Origin of the sequence: Streptomyces violaceoruber, assembly GCF_033406955.1 — a bacterium.
Lineage (GTDB): Bacteria > Actinomycetota > Actinomycetes > Streptomycetales > Streptomycetaceae > Streptomyces > Streptomyces violaceoruber.
On the sequence record NZ_CP137734.1, the window covers coordinates 4,201,165 to 4,220,312 of the forward strand.

Here is a 19,148-nt window from a genome sequence, read left to right on the forward strand (position 1 = left end):
CAGGTTCGGCGGTCGACGCAGCGGCTTCCGTCCGTCGACGCTTCGTGGGATACGTCACTCGACTTCGGTGACGTTTCCCGTGAAACATCGCTGGGACGGAGGTCAGCGCCCTCTCAGCCCGGTGCTCCGAGCTCCCGCGTGTACAAAGGTGCCTCCACGCTAGCGCCCATTCGGGCGCGGTGAACAGAGGGCCCCCCTCGTTCTTGCGATGATCGGGCGGTGACCACACCGCAGCCCCCCTCCTTTCCACCGCGCCGGCCCCGCCGCGGACCGAACGCCGAAGAGGGCGACGGCCGGGCGGCCGGCCACGCCCCCGGCGTCGCTTCCGAGGCGAACGCCGGCAGACATGAGACGGGTTACGGCCACGATGCGGACCACGGGTACGACGCGGGCGGCGGACATGGTGCGGGCGGTGGGCACGGTGCGAGCAGCGGCCACGGTGCGGGCGGTGGGCACGGTGGGGGCGGTGGGCACGGGCACTCGCACAGTCACGGACCGGCGGCTCCCGTCTCCCGGCATCTGCGGAAGGTCATCGCCGCGATCCTGATCCCCTTCACCGCGGCCGTCCTGGTCGGGCTCGCGGTGCTGTGGCCGGGGGGCGCACCGTCGCACGAGCGCACCGGCGTCGGCTTCGACCGGCAGACGCAGCAGGCCACCGTCACCAAGGTGGTCGAACTGAGCTGCCAGTCCGTCAACGCCTCGGGCGGTGTCCCGACCGGCGACACATCCACCGCCGAGGGTTCCTCCGCGGTGCAGCAGGCGAAGGGCGACTGCAAGCGGGCGACCATCCGCGTCGACACCGGTGACGACAAGGGCCGCACGTTCGAGGAGATCGTGCAGCCGGACCAGTCACGGCAGTTGCACGAGGGCCAGCAGGTGGTGGTCGCCTACGAGCCCTCCGCGCCGAAGGACCTGCAGTACTCGGTGACCGACATCAACCGCCGGCTCCCCCTGGCCCTGCTCGCCGGCATCTTCGCCCTCGCCGTCGTGGTCGTGGGACGGCTGCGCGGACTCATGGCGCTGGTCTCGCTTGCCATCAGCTTCCTGCTCCTGAACTTCTTCATCCTGCCCGCCATCCTGCAGGGTTCGAACCCCCTGGTCGTGGCGGTGATCGGGTCCAGCGCCATCATGCTGATCGCGTTGTACCTGTGCCACGGGCTGTCGGCCCGTACATCCGTGGCGGTGCTCGGCACCCTGATCTCGCTGCTGCTGATCGGCGTGCTCGGGTCGCTCTTCATCGGCTGGGCCGCGCTCACCGGCAACACGGACGACAACACCGGCCTCATCCATGGCCTGTACCCGTCCATCGACATGAGCGGTCTGCTGCTCGCCGGCGTCATCATCGGTTCGCTCGGTGTCCTCGACGACGTGACGGTCACCCAGACGTCGGCGGTGTGGGAACTGCACGAGGCCAACCCGACGATGGGCTGGCGCGGCCTGTACCGCGCGGGCATCCGCATCGGCCGCGACCACATCGCCTCGGTGGTGAACACGCTCGTCCTCGCCTACGCGGGCGCGGCACTGCCCCTGCTGCTGCTGTTCTCGATCGCGCAGAGCGGTGTGGGGACCGTCGCCAACAGCGAGCTGGTCGCGGAGGAGATCGTGCGGACGCTGGTCGGCTCGATCGGGCTGGTGGCCTCCGTGCCGGTCACCACCGCCCTCGCCGCCCTGGTCGTGTCGGCGGACCGCCCGGCCGAACGACCGGCCCAGGTGGCGACGGCGGGTGGCGGGGCCAGTGCCCCGGCCCGTGGCGGGCGAGGCCGTCGCCGCAAGCGCTGACGCGTCCGGCGAAGCGTCACGCCGGCGACCGCACGGCTGCCGGAACGGTTCAGCCCGCGCTCTGTTCCTCCGCCAGGATGCGGTCCAGGGCCTCGTCGAGGTGGCTGTCGAAGTCGGCGAGCGCGCCCTCCTGCCCCAGCGGCACCAGCTTGTCGGTGCGGTCGAGGAAGGCCACCAGGGGCGCGGCGGAGGAACGGAACAGTGCCTGGTCGCTGCCGACCTGAAGTCGGATCAGCACCTCGGCCAGCGGCTCCGGCTCCACCGGCGCGATGCGCACGTCACCGTCGCCGCACGGCCGGCCCACCCCGTCGACCAGCAGCTCCCGGCCGAAGGCCCAGGTCACCGGCGCGTCTCCGGGCAGGTGAAAGGTCAGGCGTACGGCATAGGGATCCCGGGTCTCGTAGCGCAGCTCCACCGGGATGCGGAAAGAGAGCTCCTCGGACACGAGAAAGCTCATCATGACCTCTGCCTGTACGGACTCGCCCATTCGCCTACCCCGTCATTCGCCGTCGACTGTCCGGGAATCAAACCTCTAACACTGATGGCATCTTGCTCAACGTACACACCAGATCACAAGGAGTGAGTTTTCAGATACTGATAGAGAGCGCGAGCGACCCCAGACGCCGCCCCACCTCGTTCTGCAACCGCTGAGCCGCGGGGAGCAAACGGTCCGCCTGGTGAAGGGGCAGTGAGATGGCCATCGTGGCGGCCGTGGTGCCGACGGTGATCGGGATCGCCGCACAGACCGTCCCCAGCGCGTACTCCTGGCGCTCGGCCACCGGCGCCATCCGGCGCATGCGTTCCAGCCGCTTCAGGAGACTGTGGCCGTCACGCACCGTGTACGGCGTGAGGGGCTGCACCGGGTAGCGGTCCAGGTGGTCGCGGCGCGCGTCGTCGTCCAGCTGGGACAGCAGGCACTGCCCGATGGCGTGTGCGTGTCCCGTCTCCCGGAAGTCCGCCCATTCCTCGACCGCCGGAGTGCCCGGGGTGTCGGAGACGCACATGACCTCGATCTCGCCGTCCCGGTACGTGGCGTAGTACACGGGGACGCCGATCGCGTCGCGCCAGCGCGCCATGGTGTCGACCACCGTGCTGCGACGTTTCTGCTCGGCCCCGCTGCCGCTCAGCCGCTCGGCGGCCTCACCGAGGAAGAACAGCCCCTTCTCCCGGCGCAGATAGCCCTCGTGCACCAGGGTGCGCAGCAGGTGGTACGCCGTGGGGAGCGCCAGCCCCGTCTCGCGGGCCAGTTGCTTGGCCGGGGCTCCGTACTCGTGCTCGGCGACGCGTTCGAGCAGGCGCATCGCCCGCTGCACGGAGCCGATCAGAGTCGCGGACGGCGGGTCGGCAGAGGGCGACGCGGGGGGTGTCCGAGACGTCGGGCAGGGCTGCACGGGAAGGGCGTGCAGCTGAGCGAATGCGGTGTCAGCCGTGGCCAAGGATCACTCCCGGAACGCGAGGTGGCGGCCCGTGCGGCGAACACGGGTGGGGGGTGCGCCGTTCGCGGAGTCGCCCCCGCGTGGAGTTCCGGACTCTAACCGTCGGTCACCGCTCACCGACGGTCCGTCCGGGAAACTTCCCTCGCCCGAGGGAACCGGTGGTTCCTGTTACCGCCACCGGTGTCCCACGTCTCTCACCAGTCGCTGCGCGACGACGAGCTCGACATGAACTTGCGTACGACATAAATCAGTCCGCCGACGAGCGCGACGAAGACCAGCAGCTTGAACAGCAGTCCGACCACGAACCCGACCACGCTGGCGATCAGTCCGCCGAACACGACCAGGGCGATGACCGGCACCGCGATCCACTTCACCCACCACGGCAGTCCCGTGAAGATCTCTCGCATCGCCCTTGCCTCACCTTTCGGGGAATCCTGTGCATCCTCTGATGTCCTGCCCTCGATGCTAGAGCGGCGAGCGCCACGGCAGGGGCCCCGCGCCCCTTGTCTCCCCCTGACCGATCCCCTAGGGAATCCCGGGACCGTGTCTCAGCTCTCCGGCGGAGAGAACACCACCAGGACCCGCAGGTCCTCGCTGATGTGATGGAACTTGTGGGCGACGCCGGCCGGCACGTAGACCACGCTGCCGCGGGCGACCTGGGTGGTCTCCATGCCCACGGTGATCGCCGCCCGTCCGCTCACCACGAAGTACACCTCGTCCTGCGCGTGCGGCTTCTGCGGGTCGGTCGTGCCCGCGTCGAGGGCGTACAGCCCGACCGACATGTTCCGCTCCCGCAGGAACTGCAGGTAGGCACCGTCGTTGGCGGCGCGTTCCGCCTCCAGTTCGTCCAGCCGGAATGCCTTCATCGCCTCGTCCGCCCCTGCCTCGCCGTTCGTGTCCGATCGCGTCTGCCACGATCAGACACATGAAGAATTTCCTAGTCAAGACGATCGCCAACGCCGGCGCCCTCGCCGTCGCCGTGTGGCTGCTCGACAAGATCACCCTGACCGGGGGCAGCACCGGGGAGAAGACCCTCACGCTGATCGTGGTCGCCCTGGTGTTCGGCCTGGTCAACATGGTCGTGAAGCCGATCGTGCAGGTGCTGACCTTCCCGCTGTTCATCCTGACCCTCGGCCTGTTCACGCTGGTGGTCAACGCCCTGATGCTGCTGCTCACGTCGTGGGTGGCCGACAAGCTCGACCTGAGCTTCCACGTGGACGGGTTCTGGACCGCCGTCCTGGGCGGCCTGATCGTCTCGATCGTCTCCTGGGCCCTCAACGCGTTCCTGCCCGACGGGGACTGATCCCGATGACCTACCGCGTCTGTTTCGTGTGCACGGGCAACATCTGCCGCTCCCCGATGGCCGAGGCCGTCTTCCGCGCGCGCGTGGAAGACGCCGGGCTCGGCCACCTCGTCGAGGCAGACAGCGCCGGTACCGGCGGCTGGCACGAGGGAGAGGGCGCAGACCCGCGCACCGAGGCCGTGCTGGCGGACCACGGTTACGGCCTCGATCACGCGGCCCGGCAGTTCCAGCAGTCCTGGTTCTCCCGCCTCGACCTGGTCGTCGCCCTCGACGCCGGTCATCTGAGGGCCCTGCGGCGCCTCGCCCCCACGGAGCGGGACGCGGCCAAGGTGCATCTGCTGCGGTCGTACGACCCCGCGGTCGCGGGCGGCGACCTGGACGTCCCGGACCCGTACTACGGGGGCCGGGACGGCTTCGAGGAATGCCTTGAGATGGTGGAGGCGGCGAGCACCGGACTGCTCGCCGCGGTACGCGAGCAAGTGGAAGGACGGGCGGCATGAGCGATTCCGCTACCAACGACAGCGCCGGTACGGGCGGGGAGAGATCCGCTTCCGCTCCCGGTGACGGCACGCGCGCGGTGCGGGCCGGGCTGCCCGAACCGGTCAAGCACGAACCCACCCTGCCGGGCCCGGTGTTCGCCGCCCACTTCCACCTGCCGGGGGATCCGACCGGGCCGTACACCTACGGCCGCGACGAGAACCCGACCTGGACCCGCCTCGAGAGCGCCATCGGCGAGCTGGAGGCGCCCGGAGAGGCCGGCGTGGAGACACTCGTCTTCGCCTCGGGCATGGCCGCGATCTCCTCCGTGCTCTTCTCGCAGCTGCGCGCCGGCGACACGGCCGTCCTGCCCGACGACGGCTATCAGGCGCTGCCACTGGTCCGGGCGCAGCTGGAGGCGTACGGCATCGAGGTGCGCACCGCGCCGACCGGCCGGGACGCGCAGCTCGACGTCCTGGACGGGGCGAAGCTGCTGTGGATCGAGACGCCGTCGAACCCGGGGCTCGACGTGTGCGACGTACGGCGGCTCGTCGAGGCGGCGCACGCGGGCGGTGCCCTGGTGGCCGTCGACAACACCCTCGCCACCCCGCTCGGGCAGCGCCCGCTGGAGCTCGGCGCGGACTTCTCGGTGGCCAGCGGAACCAAGCAGCTCACCGGCCACGGAGACGTCCTGCTGGGCTACGTGGCCGGCCGCGACGCCGGGGCGATGGCCGCCGTTCGGCGCTGGCGCAAGATCGTCGGTGCGATTCCCGGCCCCATGGAGGCCTGGCTCGCGCACCGCTCGATCGCCACCCTCCAGCTGCGCGTGGACCGGCAGGACTCCACCGCGCTCAAGGTGGCCGAAGCCCTCCGCACCCGGCCCGAGATCACCGGCCTGCGGTACCCCGGGCTGCCGGACGACCCGTCCCACAAGGTCGCCTCGCAGCAGATGCTGCGCTACGGCTGTGTCGTCTCCTTCACGCTGCCCTCGCGCGCGCGTGCCGATCGTTTTCTCGACGCGCTGCGCCTCGTCGAGGGCGCGACGAGCTTCGGCGGGGTGCGGTCCACGGCGGAGCGGCGCGGGCGCTGGGGCGGCGACGCGGTGCCGGAGGGCTTCATCCGGCTCTCCGTCGGCGCGGAGGACCCCGACGACCTGGTGGCCGATCTGCTGCGCGCGCTGGACGAAACGACGGAATGACGGCGACTCGCTGACGTCGGCCCAATGACGTCTACGGACGTCTACGGACTTCTACGGACGTCTACGGACGGTCCGAGCCTCCCCCCTCGTGGCTCGGACCGTCCTCCGGTTCCGCGCGCGAAGAACCGCGCGCACAAGGCTAGTTGACTCAGTGTCAGTGTCCAATCACCGTAGCGACAGCGACCTATCGACTTATTTATAGTGGAGGACGGGCGGGGGCTGGAGAAGAACAGAAGAGGGGCGGGTTTTTCCGTGGATCTGGCCTTGCTCCGCACCTTCGTCACCGTGCACCGGGCCGGTTCCTTCACCCGCGCGGCCGCTCTGCTCGGCCTCTCGCAACCCGCCGTCACCTCGCAGATCCGCACGCTGGAGCGTCAGCTCGGCCGCCCGCTGTTCCTTCGACAGGCCCGCGGCGTGACCCCGACGACCATCGGCGACGAACTCGCCCACAAGGCCGCACCGCATCTCGACGCCCTGGTGGAGATCGCCGAGACCGGGCTGGAGGACGACTCCACCCTGCGGACCCTGCACCTGGCCGGACCGCCCGAGTTCACCGCCGAACGGGCGCTGCCCGCGCTCGGCGAGCTCACCGGCGAGGACGGCCAGGCCTTCGCCCTGCGCGCCTCGTTCGGGAACGCCGAGGAGACCCTGGAGGGCCTCGCGGCCGGGCATCACGATCTGGCCATCGGCACCGCTCGTCCACGCGGGGCGCTGCACACCGCCACTCCCCTCTGCGACGAAGTGCACGTCCTGGTCGCCACGCCGCACTGGGCGGAGCGCGCGGGCGTCGAAGACGTCCGCGACACCGATGCTTCCGCCCTGAAACACGTCCCCGTGGTCGAAGTGCACGAGTCACTGCCCTTCGTCGCCCGTTACTGGGCCTCCGTCTTCGACGCCCGTCCGGCCTCACCGGCCACGGTCGTCGCCCCCGACCTGCGTGCTGTTCTCGCCTGCGCGGTCGCGGGCGCCGGGCTCGCCGTCCTGCCGCGCTATCTGTGCGCGGAGGCGCTGGAACGCGGTGACGTGGTCGCCCTGCATGATCCGCCGGTTCCACCGCTGCGGACGTATTTCCTGGTGGTGCGCACCGGCACGTTGGCGATGCCGCACATCGCCCGCGCCCACGAGTGGTTGCTGCGCGCGGCCGCCGACTGGAACTGAGCCGACGGACTCACGAACCGGTCGCGCGTCACGATGTTTCACGTGGAACCAGCCGGGCCACATTTCTCCCATGACCGTCCGACCCGTGGTCAAGCGCACCGCTCGCGCCGTCCTGCTGGACGGCGACCACCTGATCCTGATCAAGCGGACCAAGCCCGGTGTCGACCCCTACTGGGTCACTCCCGGCGGCGGGGTCGAACCGGACGACACCACCGTCGTGGACGCCCTGCACCGTGAGGTGTACGAGGAACTCGGCGCCAAGATCAGCGACGTGGTGCCCTGCTTCGTCGACACCGTCGAGCACATCGGCGAGGACGGTGGCGCGACCGGAGTGAAGGTGCAGCACTTCTTCGTCTGCCACCTGGAATCCATGGACCCGTCCCTGCGGCACGGCCCCGAGATCGATGAGCCGGCCGGTGAGTACGAGATCGTCAGGGTGCCGTTCACCAGGGTCGGGATCGCCTCCGTCCACCTCGTACCGCTGTCCCTGCGGCACTACCTGGACGGCAACATCGAAGGTGTGCGTGCGCTGCACGCACCCGACCTCGGCTGAACCGACTTGGCCGAAAGCTCGCAGGTTCCACCGGAAAGAGGTGGACGCGGGAGGCCGCCGTCGGACAGCCTGACCTGCGTGCCGACACCTTTCCTCGCCTCTGCTCCGATCCGCCGTCTGACGCTCCGCGATCTCACCGCCTGCGCCGACCTGTCCGAGGACCGGGGGTGGCCGCGGGAGGAGCACAAGTGGGGGTTCCTCCTCACCGCCGGAAAGGGGTACGGCATCGACGACCCCGGCGGCGGTCTCGTCGCCGCCTGCACCGTCACCGAGTACGGACCGCAGGAACGCCCCTCGCTCGCCGCCATCGGCATGGTGCTGGTCGCCGAGCGGCACGCGCGCCAAGGCGTCGGACGCCGTCTTATGCGTCACATCGTCTCCGAGCTGGGGACCCTTCCGCTGACGCTGCACGCGACACCGTTCGGCCGGCCGCTCTACGAGGAGCTGGGCTTCAAGGTGACGGGCGGGGCGGAGATGGTGCGGGGCCGCTTCGTCCCGGGCGGCCCGGAACCGAAGACCGTCACCCGCGCGGCCACGGCCGAGGACCTCGCCGCGGTCCTCCGGCTCGACGAGGAGGTCTTCGGTGCGGACCGCACTCCCATCGTCACGCGGCTGCCCGCCTTCGCCGACCAGTTGCGTGTCGCCGAGGAGGACGGCCGGATCATCGGGTACGCCGCGGCCTGGCCGAACATGGACACCCACGTGGTGGGCCCGCTGATCGCCCGTGACACCGAGACGGCCAAGGCCCTGATCGGCTCGCTCGCCGCCCGTACCGACCGACCGCTGCGCACGGACATCGACGTACGGCACGAGGAGCTGCTGGCGTGGGTGAAGGAGCGCGGCCTCGCCGGCATCGCCCCCAACGCCGTCATGACCTACGGGATCACCGAACTGCCCGGGGACTGGACCCGGCGCTTCGCGCCGCTGACGGTCGCGGCGGGCTGACACCCGCAGGGAGGACTTCCGGGACGACGAAGCCGGTTCCCGGGTCTCCCGGGAACCGGCCGTCGGGTCGGTGACCGCGCCGCCGTCCGTGCGGCGGCCGCTGCCGTCGGACGAGGGTCAGGCGAGCGCCCGCACGGCGGCCGAGGCGAACCCGTGGTCCTGGTCGGGCGCGCCACCGCCCACCCCGATCGCTCCGATCAGCCGGCCCTCGCGGTGCACGGGCACGCCGCCCGCGAGGAACAGGAGCGGCCGGTCCAGGGCGGTGGGCAGGGTGTGGAAAAGGCCTCCGGGCTGCACCGCGTCGACCAGGTCGGCGGTGGGAGCGTTCAGCTGGAGTGCCGTGTAGGCCTTGCGCGTGCTGGTCTCACCGGAGATCAGCACGGCCCGGTCGTCGCGCCGGAAGGCGAGCAGATGGCCGCCGGCGTCGAGGACGGTGACGCTGACCGTGACACCGGCCGCCTCGGCGGCGTGGTGGGCCGCGGTGACGAGCGCTTCGGCGTCCTGGGTCGTCAGCGGGGTGACAGCGGTGGTGCTCATGGGTCTTTCTCCTTGGTCGTGCCGGGTGGTGCGGTGCCTCGGTGGCCGCCGAGGCGGTGGCGCCGCGGGGGTGGTGGCCGCGGGGGTGCGGGGACGGCCCTGGCCCCGCACCCCCAGGGGCCGGGGCGACGGTCAGTGGCGGACGGCGGCGGCCCGCTGTTCGGTGGAGGACGCGGAAGCCGCGACGACCGAGCCCGGAGCGCTTCCGCGCCGTTCCAGGGCGGCCGAGAGGACGGCGAGGACCAGCGCGGCAGCGGCGAGCACGGCGCCGACCCAGTTGGGGGCGGTGTAGCCGAAGCCGGCCGCGATCACGACCCCGCCCAGCCAGGCGGAGAGCGCGTTGCCGAGGTTGAAGGCGCCGATGTTCACCGCGGAGGCCAGCGTCGGGGCGCCGTGCGCGTGGTCCAGTACGCGCTTCTGCAGCGGCGGGACGGTGGAGAAGCCCAGGGCACCGATCAGGACGATGGTCACGGCGGACGCGATCTTGTCGTGCGCGGTGAGGGTGAAGAGGGCGAGTACGACGGACAGGGCGCCCAGGGAGATGTACAGCATGGGCATCAGGGCGCGGTCGGCGAACCGGCCGCCGACGAGGTTGCCGCCGACCATGCCGAGGCCGAAGAGGACCAGCAGCCAGGTGACCGAGCCGTCGTCGAAGCCCGCGACATGGGTCATCATCGGCGCGATGTAGGTGATCGCCGCGAAGACCCCGCCGAAGCCGAGGACGGTCATGGCCATCGCGAGCAGGACCTGCACGTTCTTGAACGCGGCCATTTCGTGGCGCAGTCGCACGCCCTCGGCCCTGGGCAGGTCGGGGACCAGCTTGGCGACTCCGGCCAGGCCGACCACGCCGAGCGCGGCGACGACGGCGAAGGTGACGCGCCAGCCGGCGGTCTGTCCGATCAGCGTGCCCAGCGGGACGCCGACGACATTGGCGACGGTCAGCCCGGTGAACATCATCGCGATCGCGCCGGCCTTCTTGTGCGGAGCGACCAGACCGGCCGCGACGACCGATCCGATGCCGAAGAAGGCGCCGTGGGCGAGCGAGGCGACCACGCGGCCGATCAGCATGACCGAGAAGGCGGGGGCGAGGGCGGACAGCAGGTTGCCGACGATGAACAGGCCCATCAGCAGCATCAGCATCCGCTTGCGCGGAACCCTGGTACCGAGCACGGTCATCAGCGGGGCGCCGAGCATCACACCGAGCGCGTACCCGGTCACCAGGTAGCCGGCGGTGGGGATGGAGACCCCGTAGTCGCTCGCGACCTCGGGCAGCAAACCCATGATCACGAACTCGGTCGTTCCGATCCCGAAGGCCCCGATCGCGAGGGCCAGAAGCGCGAGAGGCATGGAGGGGACACCTTCCCAAACGATTGCAGGAGCGCTTTGCATTCGATCACAATAATTGCACACGCGGGCTATATGCAAGCGCTGACAATCGCGTGCCTGGTCTACCCTGGTCTCAGCCACTCCTGGACGGAGGATCCACATGACAGCGACGGACCCCGCGCTCACCGCCCTCTCCCAGGGCTGGTGCGCCCTCTCCCTGCTGCACGGGAGGATCGAGGCACACATCGAGCGCGCTCTGCAGACCGGGCACGACCTGAGCGTCCGCGAGTACTCCCTGCTCGACGTCCTCAGCCGCCAGCACGACGGCGACGGGGGACATCTGCAGATGAAGCAGGTCGCCGACGCCGTCGTCCTCAGTCAGAGCGCCACCACCCGGCTGGTCACCCGGCTCGAGGACCGCGGCCTGCTCGAGCGCTACCTGTGCCCCACCGACCGGCGCGGCATCTACACCAACGTGACCCCGGCGGGCCTGCAACTGCTCGACGAGGCGCGGCCCACCAACGACACCGCCCTGCGCGAGGCCCTCGACGACGCGGCGGCGAACCCCGACCTGGCCCCACTGGTCCGGGCCGTGGAGACCCTGAAGGCACCGGTGCCCGCCTAGAGCCTGTCCGGGCAACCTGGCGTCGGCCCGGTTCTAGAGTGCAGGCATGGGAGATCTCGAAATACGCCCCACCACCGCCGAGGACATCCCGGCGGTCGTCGCGATGCTCGCCGACGACCCGCTGGGAGCACGGCGCGAGTCACCGGACGACCTGGGTCCGTATCTGGCCGCCTTCGAACGCCTCAGGGTTGATCCGAATCAGCATCTGGTGGTGGCCGTGCGCGACGGTCGTGTCGTCGGCACGCTCCAGCTGACGATCGTCCCCGGACTGTCCCGGCGCGGCGCGACCCGCTCGATCGTCGAAGGGGTACGCATCCACCGTGACGAACGAGGCGGCGGACTGGGCACACAGCTGATCGAGTGGGCGATCGACGAGTCCCGGCGGCAGAGCTGCCACCTGGTGCAGCTCACCTCCGACAAGACGCGTACCGACGCCCACCGCTTCTACGAGCGCCTCGGCTTCGAGGCCTCGCACACGGGCTTCAAACTCCAGCTCTGAGTGCACCACTTCCGTCACACGCGGCGCGCGGCCCTGTTTCACGTGAAACAGGGCCGCTTCTGTTCAGACGGCCGCTAGCCGATCCCCCGCCATCCCTCCGGGTCCACTCCACCCGGCACGGAAGCGCCCTCGTCGTACGGCTGACGCGTGAAGACGAACGACCCGAGATCCAGATGACTGACGGTGCCGTCCGGACGCCTCACCGCACGCAGCGACTCCCCCGCGTAATACCCCTCCAGTCCCGTCCAGCTGCCGTCACCGTTCGCCCGGAAGCGTGAACGGCGCCCCTGGCCGGACAGCGGCCCCAGCGAGACCCCTCCGTCGGGCGTCAGCCGCAGGGCGAAGGCATGCGTCCCCCAGTACCACTGCCCCGCCAACTCCAGTACGGCTGAATCGACCTCCCGCAGTGGGCGCCACGGTTCGGGAATCCGCGGCTCCGCCTCGGCGACAATGCGCACGAGATCGGCCCCGACCCCGGCAAGCAGTGGCCCCGAGGTGCAGTTGGTCAGCACCACCGCGGCCACGTCGTCCTCCACGCCGATCGTGAGGTTGGCCAGGAATCCCGGCAGGGACCCGGAATGCCCGACGAGCAGCCGTCCGTCCCGGTGCTGAATCTGCAGCCCCAGCCCGTAGGCCGCGCCGTCCACCACATCCGCTGACTCGGCCGGGGCGGCGGGAGCCCGCATCTCGCGCACGGTCGCCGCCCCGAGCACCCGGTCGTCCCCCAGCGTCAGGAAGACGGCGAACCGCGCCAGGTCCCCGGTGGTGGACCAGAGCTGGCCGGCCGGGGCCATCCGCCCGAGGTCCTCGACAGGCTCGGCAAGCATCACATCGGCCCATGGATGCACCGCCCAGCCACCGGCATGCGGGGCGCTGGGCCGGGTGCCCGTACGCCGCAGCTCCAGCGGGTCCAGCACCTCCCGTTGCAGCACCTCTTCCCACGGAGCGCCGCGCAACTTCTCGACCAGCGCGCCGAGCAGCGTGTAGCCCGGGTTGGAGTAGTGGTGCCGCCGGCCCACCGGGTGCAGGAGCGGCTGCTTGCCCAGCACATCGGCGAGTTCGGGGCGCAGCGAGCCCGGTGTCCGCTCCCACCAGGGCGCCGGTGACTCGGCGGCCAGCCCGCCCGAGTGCGCGAGCAGTTCGGCGATCGTTGCCTCCCCCGCCCCGGTGCCCGGCAGGTGCTTCTCCAGCGGATCCCCGAGGTCGAGCACGCCCTCGTCGCGCAGCCGCAGGACGAGGACGGCGGTGAACGTCTTGGTGATCGAGCCGATCCGGTACTGCACGTTCTCGTCCGGGCCGTGCCCGTCGACCGAGGTCCGCGCACCGTGCCACACGGCCCGCCCGCCCCGGACCACCGCCGCGACGAGTGACGGCGTTCGCCCTTCCGCCTGGGCCACGGCGATCCGGTGCGTCAGCGCCCGCCGGGTGGTGGGGAGCAGCTCTCCCTGAGATGTCGTCATGTGCCCAGTCCACCGACCGGGGCACCGCACGTCGAGCCGATTTCCCCGTGGGACCGTCCGCAGCGGGGGTCACGACAGCCCACCCGGCCCACTGTCAGGTCTGTGCCATGTCCACGAAGCGCGAGTAGTGGCCCTGGAAGGCGACCGTGATCGTCGCCGTCGGACCGTTACGGTGCTTGGCCACGATCAGGTCCGCCTCGCCCGCGCGCGGTGACTCCTTCTCATAGGCGTCCTCGCGGTGCAGCAGGATGACCATGTCGGCGTCCTGCTCGATCGAACCGGACTCACGCAGGTCGGAGACCATGGGCTTCTTGTCGGTGCGCTGTTCTGGACCACGGTTCAGCTGGGAGAGCGCGATGACCGGGATCTCCAGCTCCTTCGCCAGCAGCTTGAGGTTACGGGACATGTCCGAGACCTCCTGCTGCCGGCTCTCGGCGCGCTTCGAACCGCCGGACTGCATCAGCTGGAGGTAGTCGATGACGACCAGCTTGAGGTCGTTGCGCTGTTTGAGGCGACGGCACTTGGCGCGGATCTCCATCATCGACAGGTTGGGGGAGTCGTCGATGTAGAGGGGGGCGGCCGACACGTCGGGCATCCGGCGCGCCAGCCGGGTCCAGTCGTCGTCCGTCATCGTGCCGGACCGCATGTGGTGCAGCGCGACGCGGGCCTCGGCGGACAGCAGACGCATCGCGATCTCGTTGCGCCCCATTTCGAGCGAGAAGATGACGCTCGGCAGGTTGTTCTTGATCGAGGCGGCCCGCGCGAAGTCCAGTGCCAGGGTGGACTTGCCCATCGCGGGACGTGCGGCGATGACGACCATCTGCCCGGGGTGCAGGCCGTTGGTCAGCGAGTCGAAGTCCGTGAACCCTGTCGGCACACCGGTCATCTCGCCGCTGCGCGACCCAATCGCCTCGATCTCGTCGAGCGCGCCCTCCATGATGTCGCCGAGCGGCAGGTAGTCCTCGCTGGTGCGCTGCTCGGTGACGGCGTAGATCTCGGCCTGGGCGCGGTTGACGATCTCGTCGACGTCGTCGTCGGCCGCGTACCCCATCTGTGTGATCCGGGTGCCGGCCTCGACCAGGCGGCGCAGCACCGCCCGCTCGTGCACGATCTCCGCGTAGTACGCGGCGTTCGCGGCCGTCGGCACCGTCTGGACGAGGGTGTGCAGGTATGAGGCGCCGCCGACCTTGTTGATCTCCCCGCGCTTGGTGAGTTCCGCGGCGATCGTGATGGGGTCGGCGGGCTCACCCTTGGCGTAGACGTCGAGGATGGCCTGGTAGACCGTCTCGTGGGCCGGCTTGTAGAAGTCGTGGCCCTTGAGGATCTCGACGACGTCGGCGATGGCGTCCTTGGACAGGAGCATCCCGCCGAGCACGGACTGCTCGGCGTCCAGGTCCTGCGGCGGCACCCGCTCGAAGGCCGCGCCACCGCCGTCCCACCCGCTGTCCGGGCCGCGCTCGTGCTGTTCGTCCCGGCCGCGGCCACCCTCAGTGCGGCGGCGGGAAGCAGGCAGACGATCACTGGGACCGCTGTCGGCCCACGGGTCGTCCAAGGGCTCGGAAATGCTCACCGAGCCACCTCCTCCCGTCCGCCGAGCGGACCTCGCCGTGCCCCTCATTTCTACGGCACGGCACTGACAAATAAGACGCCCAACTCCGGTTCTGGCGCGTCGGTTTTGTGAGGGTTCACCGGCCGACGGACGGAGCGGGCGCCGGATAACCGTAGGCCTGCGGGCACCGTCAGCCAATCTGGTTATCCACAGGCCATGTGGACGAGCGGCCAGATGCTGTGGAGAACTCCGCGAAACCTGTGCACGAGCCGGTGGACAGCCCTGTGAACAAGCCCGCATCACGACCTGAAAACCTACCTTGAGCTGCGCCTTTACCATCCACCGCCTGTGCAGAAGAAAAACTTTCCCAGTCGGACCAAGATCACTTCGAACCGTACCCAGAAGGACACGGTTCGAGATCGGATGTAAGGGCCGCAAAAGCTTTGCATCTCTTACCTGTGGACGATTAGATTGGTGCTCATGACACAGGCACCCGCGCGCACCCGGACCGTCCGGCGCCGCCACGACCGAGAGATCGTCGCGCTGGCCGTTCCGGCCTTCGGCGCGCTCGTCGCCGAGCCCCTCTTCGTCATGGCCGACAGTGCCATCGTCGGCCATCTCGGAACCGCTCAGCTCGCCGGACTCGGCATCGCCTCGGCCCTGCTCACCACGGCCGTCAGCGTGTTCGTCTTCCTGGCTTACGCCACCACTGCGGCCGTCTCGCGCCGCGTCGGCGCGGGCAACCTGCAAGCAGCGATCCGTCAGGGCATGGACGGCATCTGGCTGGCACTGCTGCTCGGCGCCGCCGTCGTCGCGGTCTTCCTGCCCGCGGCCCCCTCCCTCGTGGAGCTTTTTGGCGCATCCGACACCGCGGCCCCCTACGCCACGACGTATCTGCGGATTTCCTCCCTCGGCATCCCCGCCATGCTCGTCGTGCTGGCATCGACCGGTGTCCTGAGGGGACTGCAGAACACCCGGACCCCTCTCTATGTAGCCGTGGCCGGCTTCATCGCCAACGCCGTCCTCAACGTCCTGCTCGTCTACGGCGCCGGACTCGGCATCGCGGGCTCCGCCTGGGGCACCGTCATCGCCCAGTGCGGCATGGCCGCGGTCTACCTGTGGGTGGTCGTCCGGGGAGCCAGACAACACGGTGCCTCCTTGCGCCCGGACCTGGTCGGCATCAGGGCTTCCGCTCAGGCCGGGATGCCACTGCTGGTGCGCACGCTCTCCCTGCGGGCGATCCTCATGATCGCCACGGCCGTGGCGGCCCGCCTCGGCGACGCCGACATCGCCGCACATCAGATCGTCCTGTCCCTGTGGAGCCTGCTCGCGTTCGCCCTCGACGCCATCGCGATCGCGGGGCAGGCCATCATCGGCCGCTATCTGGGCGCGGACGACGCCCAGGGTGCGCGCGAAGCATGTCGAAGGATGGTGGAGTGGGGCGTCGCGGTCGGGGTCGTACTGGGTCTGCTCGTGGTGCTGTCCCGCCCGGTGTTCCTGCCCCTGTTCACCGGCGACTCCATGGTTACGGACGCCGCGCTGCCCGCGCTGGTGATCGTGGCCGTCGCGCAACCGGTCTGCGGTGTGGTCTTCGTCCTGGACGGGGTCCTCATGGGTGCGGGCGACGGCCCCTATCTCGCCTGGGCCATGCTGCTCACTCTGGCGGTCTTCACTCCCGCGGCGCTTCTCGTCCCGACCCTCGGCGGAGGGCTCACCGCCCTGTGGGCAGCCATGACGCTGATGATGGCGATGCGTCTGGTGACGCTGTGGCTGCGTACCCGATCGGGACGCTGGATCGTCACCGGGGCGACGCGCTGACCGTTTCACGTGAAACACGGCTTCGAGCACGGTCACGAAGAGGGGCCGCATCCCCCTACGGGAGATGCGGCCCCTCTCATCGCTTCAGCGAGAGCAGTGCTCAGGCAGCGACGACCTCGATGCTGACCTTGGCGTCAACCTCGGGGTGCAGACGCACGGACGTCTCGTGGGCGCCCAGGGTCTTGATCGGCGAGCCCAGCTCGATGCGGCGCTTGTCGACCTCGGGGCCACCGGCGGCCTTGATCGCCGAAGCGACGTCGGCCGGGGTGACGGAACCGAAGAGACGACCGGCGTCGCCGGAGCGGACGGCCAGACGGACCTTCACACCTTCGAGCTGGGCCTTCACCTGGTTGGCCTGCTCGATGGTCTGGATCTCGTGGATCTTGCGAGCACGACGGATCTGCTCGACGTCCTTCTCGCCACCCTTGGTCCAGCGGATAGCGAACTTCCGCGGGATCAGGTAGTTGCGAGCGTAACCGTCCTTGACGTCGACGACGTCGCCCGCGGCACCGAGGCCGGAGACCTCGTGGGTGAGGATGATCTTCATGTTTCGGTCACCCTTCCCTTATCGCGCGGTGGAGGTGTAGGGCAGCAGCGCCATCTCACGGCTGTTCTTCACGGCCGTGGCGACGTCACGCTGGTGCTGGGTGCAGTTGCCGGTCACGCGGCGGGCACGGATCTTGCCGCGGTCGGAAATGAACTTCCGCAGCATGTTCGTGTCCTTGTAGTTCACGTACGTGACCTTGTCCTTGCAGAACGCGCAGACCTTCTTCTTCGGCTTGCGCACAGGCGGCTTAGCCATGATGTTTCTCCTGTGTGATCAAGAAGTGTGGGTAGAGCCCGTCCCTTAGAAGGGGGGCTCGTCCGAGTAGCCGCCACCGCCGCCGGAGCCACCGCCCCAGCCGCCGCCACCCTGGCCGCCGCCACCCTGCTGGCCACCGGCGGGAGCCCCGCCAGTCGCCCAGGGGTCGTCGGCCGGAGCGCCGCCGCCCTGCTGGCCGCCACCGGGGCCGCCGCCCCAGCCGCCGCCACCCTGGCCGCCGCCACCGCCGCCGTAACCGCCCTGGCCGCCGCGGCCCTGGCCCGAGGTCTTGGTGACCTTGGCCGTGGCGCTGCGCAGGCTGGCGCCGACCTCGTCGACGTCCAGCTCGTAGACCGTGCGCTTGACGCCCTCACGGTCCTCGTAGGACCGCTGCTTCAGCCGGCCCTGCACGATGACGCGCATGCCTCGCTGGAGCGACTCGGCGACGTTCTCCGCCGCCTGACGCCAGACCGAGCAGGTCAGGAAGAGGCTTTCGCCGTCCTTCCACTCGTTCGTCTGGCGGTCGAAGGTGCGGGGAGTCGACGCGACGCGGAACTTCGCGACGGCCGCACCGGACGGGGTGAAGCGCAGCTCGGGGTCGTCGACAAGATTGCCGACGACCGTGATGACGGTCTCGCCTGCCATGGGGAACCTCTCGGCGGGTTTGCTGCTCTGGCTGCTTGGTTGCTGCTACTCGAATCCCGGGATCAGCTGAGCGGGAAGGCTCAGTGCATCTCGGGACGGAGGACCTTGGTCCGGAGGACCGACTCGTTCAGGTTCATCTGGCGGTCGAGCTCCTTGACGACCGCAGGCTCGGCCTGCAGGTCGATGACCGAGTAGATGCCCTCGGGCTTCTTCTTGATCTCGTACGAGAGACGACGACGGCCCCAGGTGTCGACCTTCTCGACCTTTCCGCCGCCGTCACGGACGACAGAGAGGAAGTTCTCGATCAGCGGGGAGACAGAGCGCTCCTCGAGATCGGGGTCGAGGATGACCATCACCTCGTAGTGACGCATGTGGAACCCACCTCCTTTGGACTCAACGGCCACGGTCGTTCCGTGGCAGGAGGGTTGCGATGCGTTCGCACCAGCATCAACGAGTAAACCAGGACCCACTGACAGTCGGGCCTCCTCCGAGGAGGTGGCCCGGCCGGGGCCGGCAACAGACACCGGTGCGGAAGGTACAGCGTACCCGGCCGTCGCCTTGCGGTTGAAATCCGGCCCCGAGGGGACACAATCGATAGTCAGGGATGTGAGGGCTAAAACACACTGCCTTCGGCAGGAGGTTCTCCATGGCACAGATCATGCGACCCGCCAGGCCCCGGACCGGCCTGCTGGCCACCGACGGCAAACGACACCCGCTCCAGGACGCACTGCTGGCCGTGACCGTGGTGCTCGGGGTGCTCGCCCTGGCCACCGCGAGCTTCCGGGGACTGCACGTCCTGACCTCCTGGGCGGGGCTGCTGGGCGTCCTGACCGGCGGGTACGGCCAGTACGTGTCCGTGACGACACGGGAGCGCTTCGGCCTGGTACTCGGACTCGGCGCGTCCGCACTCGGTCTGTTCTTCGGCATCTACCACGGTGGGCTCGTCGGCTGATCCGCACCGCCGGCCGCCCGCCGGACAAGCCCTTCCAGCCGTACGCCGGACGGGGCGCTCACAGGGCGCAGTAGGCTTCGCGCGAG

23 protein-coding genes are annotated in these 19,148 nt (G+C 69.8%); 11 read left to right on the plus strand and 12 right to left on the minus strand.

What is annotated here, in order from left to right:
* Positions 1-219: 219 nt before the first annotated feature.
* Positions 220-1,779 (plus strand): YibE/F family protein, encoded by a 1,560-nt coding sequence (locus R2E43_RS18790; RefSeq protein ID WP_332056389.1) that lies wholly within the window; start codon positions 220-222, stop codon positions 1,777-1,779.
* A gap of 49 nt (positions 1,780-1,828) precedes the next feature.
* On the opposite strand, the gene R2E43_RS18795 is transcribed toward R2E43_RS18790, so the two are convergent.
* The 4 genes from R2E43_RS18795 to R2E43_RS18810 form a co-directional block, all read right to left on the minus strand.
* Complete coding sequence (locus tag R2E43_RS18795; protein WP_003975006.1) at positions 1,829-2,266, minus strand: SsgA family sporulation/cell division regulator; 438 nt, start codon at positions 2,264-2,266, stop codon at positions 1,829-1,831.
* Between the two features lie 100 nt (positions 2,267-2,366).
* Complete coding sequence (locus tag R2E43_RS18800; RefSeq protein WP_259332678.1) at positions 2,367-3,092, minus strand: IclR family transcriptional regulator; 726 nt, start codon at positions 3,090-3,092, stop codon at positions 2,367-2,369.
* A gap of 317 nt (positions 3,093-3,409) precedes the next feature.
* A complete protein-coding gene (locus R2E43_RS18805; protein ID WP_003975008.1) occupies positions 3,410-3,622 on the minus strand; it encodes a DUF5326 family protein in 213 nt (70 codons plus the stop codon).
* Between the two features lie 141 nt (positions 3,623-3,763).
* Positions 3,764-4,081: a cupin domain-containing protein gene (locus R2E43_RS18810; RefSeq protein WP_003975009.1), complete on the minus strand. Its 318-nt coding sequence runs from the start codon at positions 4,079-4,081 to the stop codon at positions 3,764-3,766.
* Positions 4,082-4,140: 59 nt separating this feature from the next.
* Between R2E43_RS18810 and R2E43_RS18815 the strand changes: the two genes are divergently transcribed.
* The 6 genes from R2E43_RS18815 to R2E43_RS18840 all read left to right on the plus strand — a co-directional run bounded on the left by R2E43_RS18815 (position 4,141) and on the right by R2E43_RS18840 (position 8,849).
* Positions 4,141-4,518 (plus strand): phage holin family protein, encoded by a 378-nt coding sequence (locus R2E43_RS18815; protein WP_003975010.1) that lies wholly within the window; start codon positions 4,141-4,143, stop codon positions 4,516-4,518.
* Positions 4,519-4,523: 5 nt separating this feature from the next.
* Positions 4,524-5,018: a low molecular weight protein-tyrosine-phosphatase gene (locus tag R2E43_RS18820; RefSeq protein WP_106517194.1), complete on the plus strand. Its 495-nt coding sequence runs from the start codon at positions 4,524-4,526 to the stop codon at positions 5,016-5,018.
* Positions 5,015-6,193, plus strand: a complete 1,179-nt coding sequence (locus R2E43_RS18825) for a cystathionine gamma-lyase (protein WP_003975012.1) — start codon at positions 5,015-5,017, stop codon at positions 6,191-6,193. The genes R2E43_RS18820 and R2E43_RS18825 overlap by 4 nt, the downstream gene beginning before the upstream one ends.
* Before the next feature lie 252 nt (positions 6,194-6,445).
* Complete coding sequence (locus R2E43_RS18830) at positions 6,446-7,351, plus strand: LysR family transcriptional regulator (RefSeq protein WP_189283220.1); 906 nt, start codon at positions 6,446-6,448, stop codon at positions 7,349-7,351.
* A 70-nt stretch (positions 7,352-7,421) separates the two neighbouring features.
* Positions 7,422-7,904, plus strand: coding sequence for an NUDIX domain-containing protein (locus R2E43_RS18835; RefSeq protein WP_003975014.1), 483 nt, complete (start codon positions 7,422-7,424; stop codon positions 7,902-7,904).
* A 78-nt stretch (positions 7,905-7,982) separates the two neighbouring features.
* Complete coding sequence (locus R2E43_RS18840; protein WP_136208067.1) at positions 7,983-8,849, plus strand: GNAT family N-acetyltransferase; 867 nt, start codon at positions 7,983-7,985, stop codon at positions 8,847-8,849.
* A 117-nt stretch (positions 8,850-8,966) separates the two neighbouring features.
* On the opposite strand, the gene R2E43_RS18845 is transcribed toward R2E43_RS18840, so the two are convergent.
* The gene (locus tag R2E43_RS18845; protein WP_003975016.1) at positions 8,967-9,386 is read right to left on the minus strand and encodes a GlcG/HbpS family heme-binding protein; all 420 of its coding nucleotides are present in this window, start codon (positions 9,384-9,386) and stop codon (positions 8,967-8,969) included.
* 132 nt (positions 9,387-9,518) lie between these two features.
* Positions 9,519-10,733 carry an MFS transporter gene (locus R2E43_RS18850; protein ID WP_332056390.1) on the minus strand — a complete coding sequence of 405 codons (1,215 nt, stop codon included), beginning with the start codon at positions 10,731-10,733 and terminating at the stop codon, positions 9,519-9,521.
* A 139-nt stretch (positions 10,734-10,872) separates the two neighbouring features.
* Here R2E43_RS18850 and R2E43_RS18855 point away from each other — a divergent pair, with 139 nt between their 5' ends.
* Positions 10,873-11,337: a MarR family winged helix-turn-helix transcriptional regulator gene (locus R2E43_RS18855; protein ID WP_003975018.1), complete on the plus strand. Its 465-nt coding sequence runs from the start codon at positions 10,873-10,875 to the stop codon at positions 11,335-11,337.
* Positions 11,338-11,383: 46 nt separating this feature from the next.
* Positions 11,384-11,836 (plus strand): GNAT family N-acetyltransferase, encoded by a 453-nt coding sequence (locus R2E43_RS18860; RefSeq protein WP_003975019.1) that lies wholly within the window; start codon positions 11,384-11,386, stop codon positions 11,834-11,836.
* A gap of 74 nt (positions 11,837-11,910) precedes the next feature.
* Here R2E43_RS18860 and R2E43_RS18865 read toward each other — a convergent pair whose 3' ends face one another.
* The gene (locus R2E43_RS18865; protein WP_003975020.1) at positions 11,911-13,296 is read right to left on the minus strand and encodes a serine hydrolase domain-containing protein; all 1,386 of its coding nucleotides are present in this window, start codon (positions 13,294-13,296) and stop codon (positions 11,911-11,913) included.
* Between the two features lie 94 nt (positions 13,297-13,390).
* Complete coding sequence (gene dnaB / locus R2E43_RS18870) at positions 13,391-14,866, minus strand: replicative DNA helicase (protein WP_003975021.1); 1,476 nt, start codon at positions 14,864-14,866, stop codon at positions 13,391-13,393.
* Positions 14,867-15,325: 459 nt separating this feature from the next.
* On the opposite strand from dnaB, the gene R2E43_RS18875 reads away from it, so the two are divergent.
* The gene (locus tag R2E43_RS18875) at positions 15,326-16,663 is read left to right on the plus strand and encodes an MATE family efflux transporter (RefSeq protein WP_161270125.1); all 1,338 of its coding nucleotides are present in this window, start codon (positions 15,326-15,328) and stop codon (positions 16,661-16,663) included.
* Positions 16,664-16,763: 100 nt separating this feature from the next.
* Here the strand turns inward: R2E43_RS18875 and rplI are convergent, their stop codons facing one another.
* The 4 genes from rplI to rpsF all read right to left on the minus strand — a co-directional run bounded on the left by rplI (position 16,764) and on the right by rpsF (position 18,481).
* Positions 16,764-17,210, minus strand: a complete 447-nt coding sequence (gene rplI, locus R2E43_RS18880) for a 50S ribosomal protein L9 (protein WP_003975023.1) — start codon at positions 17,208-17,210, stop codon at positions 16,764-16,766.
* 18 nt (positions 17,211-17,228) lie between these two features.
* Positions 17,229-17,465: a 30S ribosomal protein S18 gene (rpsR, locus tag R2E43_RS18885; RefSeq protein WP_332056391.1), complete on the minus strand. Its 237-nt coding sequence runs from the start codon at positions 17,463-17,465 to the stop codon at positions 17,229-17,231.
* A gap of 45 nt (positions 17,466-17,510) precedes the next feature.
* On the minus strand, positions 17,511-18,110 hold the full coding sequence (locus tag R2E43_RS18890; RefSeq protein WP_011029303.1) for a single-stranded DNA-binding protein: 600 nt from the start codon (positions 18,108-18,110) through the stop codon (positions 17,511-17,513).
* An 80-nt stretch (positions 18,111-18,190) separates the two neighbouring features.
* Positions 18,191-18,481: a 30S ribosomal protein S6 gene (rpsF, locus tag R2E43_RS18895; RefSeq protein WP_003975025.1), complete on the minus strand. Its 291-nt coding sequence runs from the start codon at positions 18,479-18,481 to the stop codon at positions 18,191-18,193.
* Positions 18,482-18,756: 275 nt separating this feature from the next.
* Here rpsF and R2E43_RS18900 point away from each other — a divergent pair, with 275 nt between their 5' ends.
* On the plus strand, positions 18,757-19,062 hold the full coding sequence (locus R2E43_RS18900) for a hypothetical protein (protein ID WP_003975026.1): 306 nt from the start codon (positions 18,757-18,759) through the stop codon (positions 19,060-19,062).
* Positions 19,063-19,148: the final 86 nt, after the last annotated feature.

Coding starts and splice junctions, on each gene's coding strand:
- R2E43_RS18795 (WP_003975006.1), bottom strand. CDS start 2,266: ATGGGCGAGTCCGTACAGGCAGAGGTCATGATGAGCTTTCTCGTGTCC.
- R2E43_RS18805 (WP_003975008.1), bottom strand. CDS start 3,622: ATGCGAGAGATCTTCACGGGACTGCCGTGGTGGGTGAAGTGGATCGCG.
- R2E43_RS18810 (WP_003975009.1), bottom strand. CDS start 4,081: ATGAAGGCATTCCGGCTGGACGAACTGGAGGCGGAACGCGCCGCCAAC.
- R2E43_RS18815 (WP_003975010.1), top strand. CDS start 4,141: ATGAAGAATTTCCTAGTCAAGACGATCGCCAACGCCGGCGCCCTCGCC.
- R2E43_RS18820 (WP_106517194.1), top strand. CDS start 4,524: ATGACCTACCGCGTCTGTTTCGTGTGCACGGGCAACATCTGCCGCTCC.
- R2E43_RS18825 (WP_003975012.1), top strand. CDS start 5,015: ATGAGCGATTCCGCTACCAACGACAGCGCCGGTACGGGCGGGGAGAGA.
- R2E43_RS18835 (WP_003975014.1), top strand. CDS start 7,422: ATGACCGTCCGACCCGTGGTCAAGCGCACCGCTCGCGCCGTCCTGCTG.
- R2E43_RS18845 (WP_003975016.1), bottom strand. CDS start 9,386: ATGAGCACCACCGCTGTCACCCCGCTGACGACCCAGGACGCCGAAGCG.
- R2E43_RS18850 (WP_332056390.1), bottom strand. CDS start 10,733: ATGCCTCTCGCGCTTCTGGCCCTCGCGATCGGGGCCTTCGGGATCGGA.
- R2E43_RS18855 (WP_003975018.1), top strand. CDS start 10,873: ATGACAGCGACGGACCCCGCGCTCACCGCCCTCTCCCAGGGCTGGTGC.
- R2E43_RS18860 (WP_003975019.1), top strand. CDS start 11,384: ATGGGAGATCTCGAAATACGCCCCACCACCGCCGAGGACATCCCGGCG.
- R2E43_RS18865 (WP_003975020.1), bottom strand. CDS start 13,296: ATGACGACATCTCAGGGAGAGCTGCTCCCCACCACCCGGCGGGCGCTG.
- R2E43_RS18875 (WP_161270125.1), top strand. CDS start 15,326: ATGACACAGGCACCCGCGCGCACCCGGACCGTCCGGCGCCGCCACGAC.
- rplI (WP_003975023.1), bottom strand. CDS start 17,210: ATGAAGATCATCCTCACCCACGAGGTCTCCGGCCTCGGTGCCGCGGGC.
- rpsR (WP_332056391.1), bottom strand. CDS start 17,465: ATGGCTAAGCCGCCTGTGCGCAAGCCGAAGAAGAAGGTCTGCGCGTTC.
- R2E43_RS18890 (WP_011029303.1), bottom strand. CDS start 18,110: ATGGCAGGCGAGACCGTCATCACGGTCGTCGGCAATCTTGTCGACGAC.
- rpsF (WP_003975025.1), bottom strand. CDS start 18,481: ATGCGTCACTACGAGGTGATGGTCATCCTCGACCCCGATCTCGAGGAG.
- R2E43_RS18900 (WP_003975026.1), top strand. CDS start 18,757: ATGGCACAGATCATGCGACCCGCCAGGCCCCGGACCGGCCTGCTGGCC.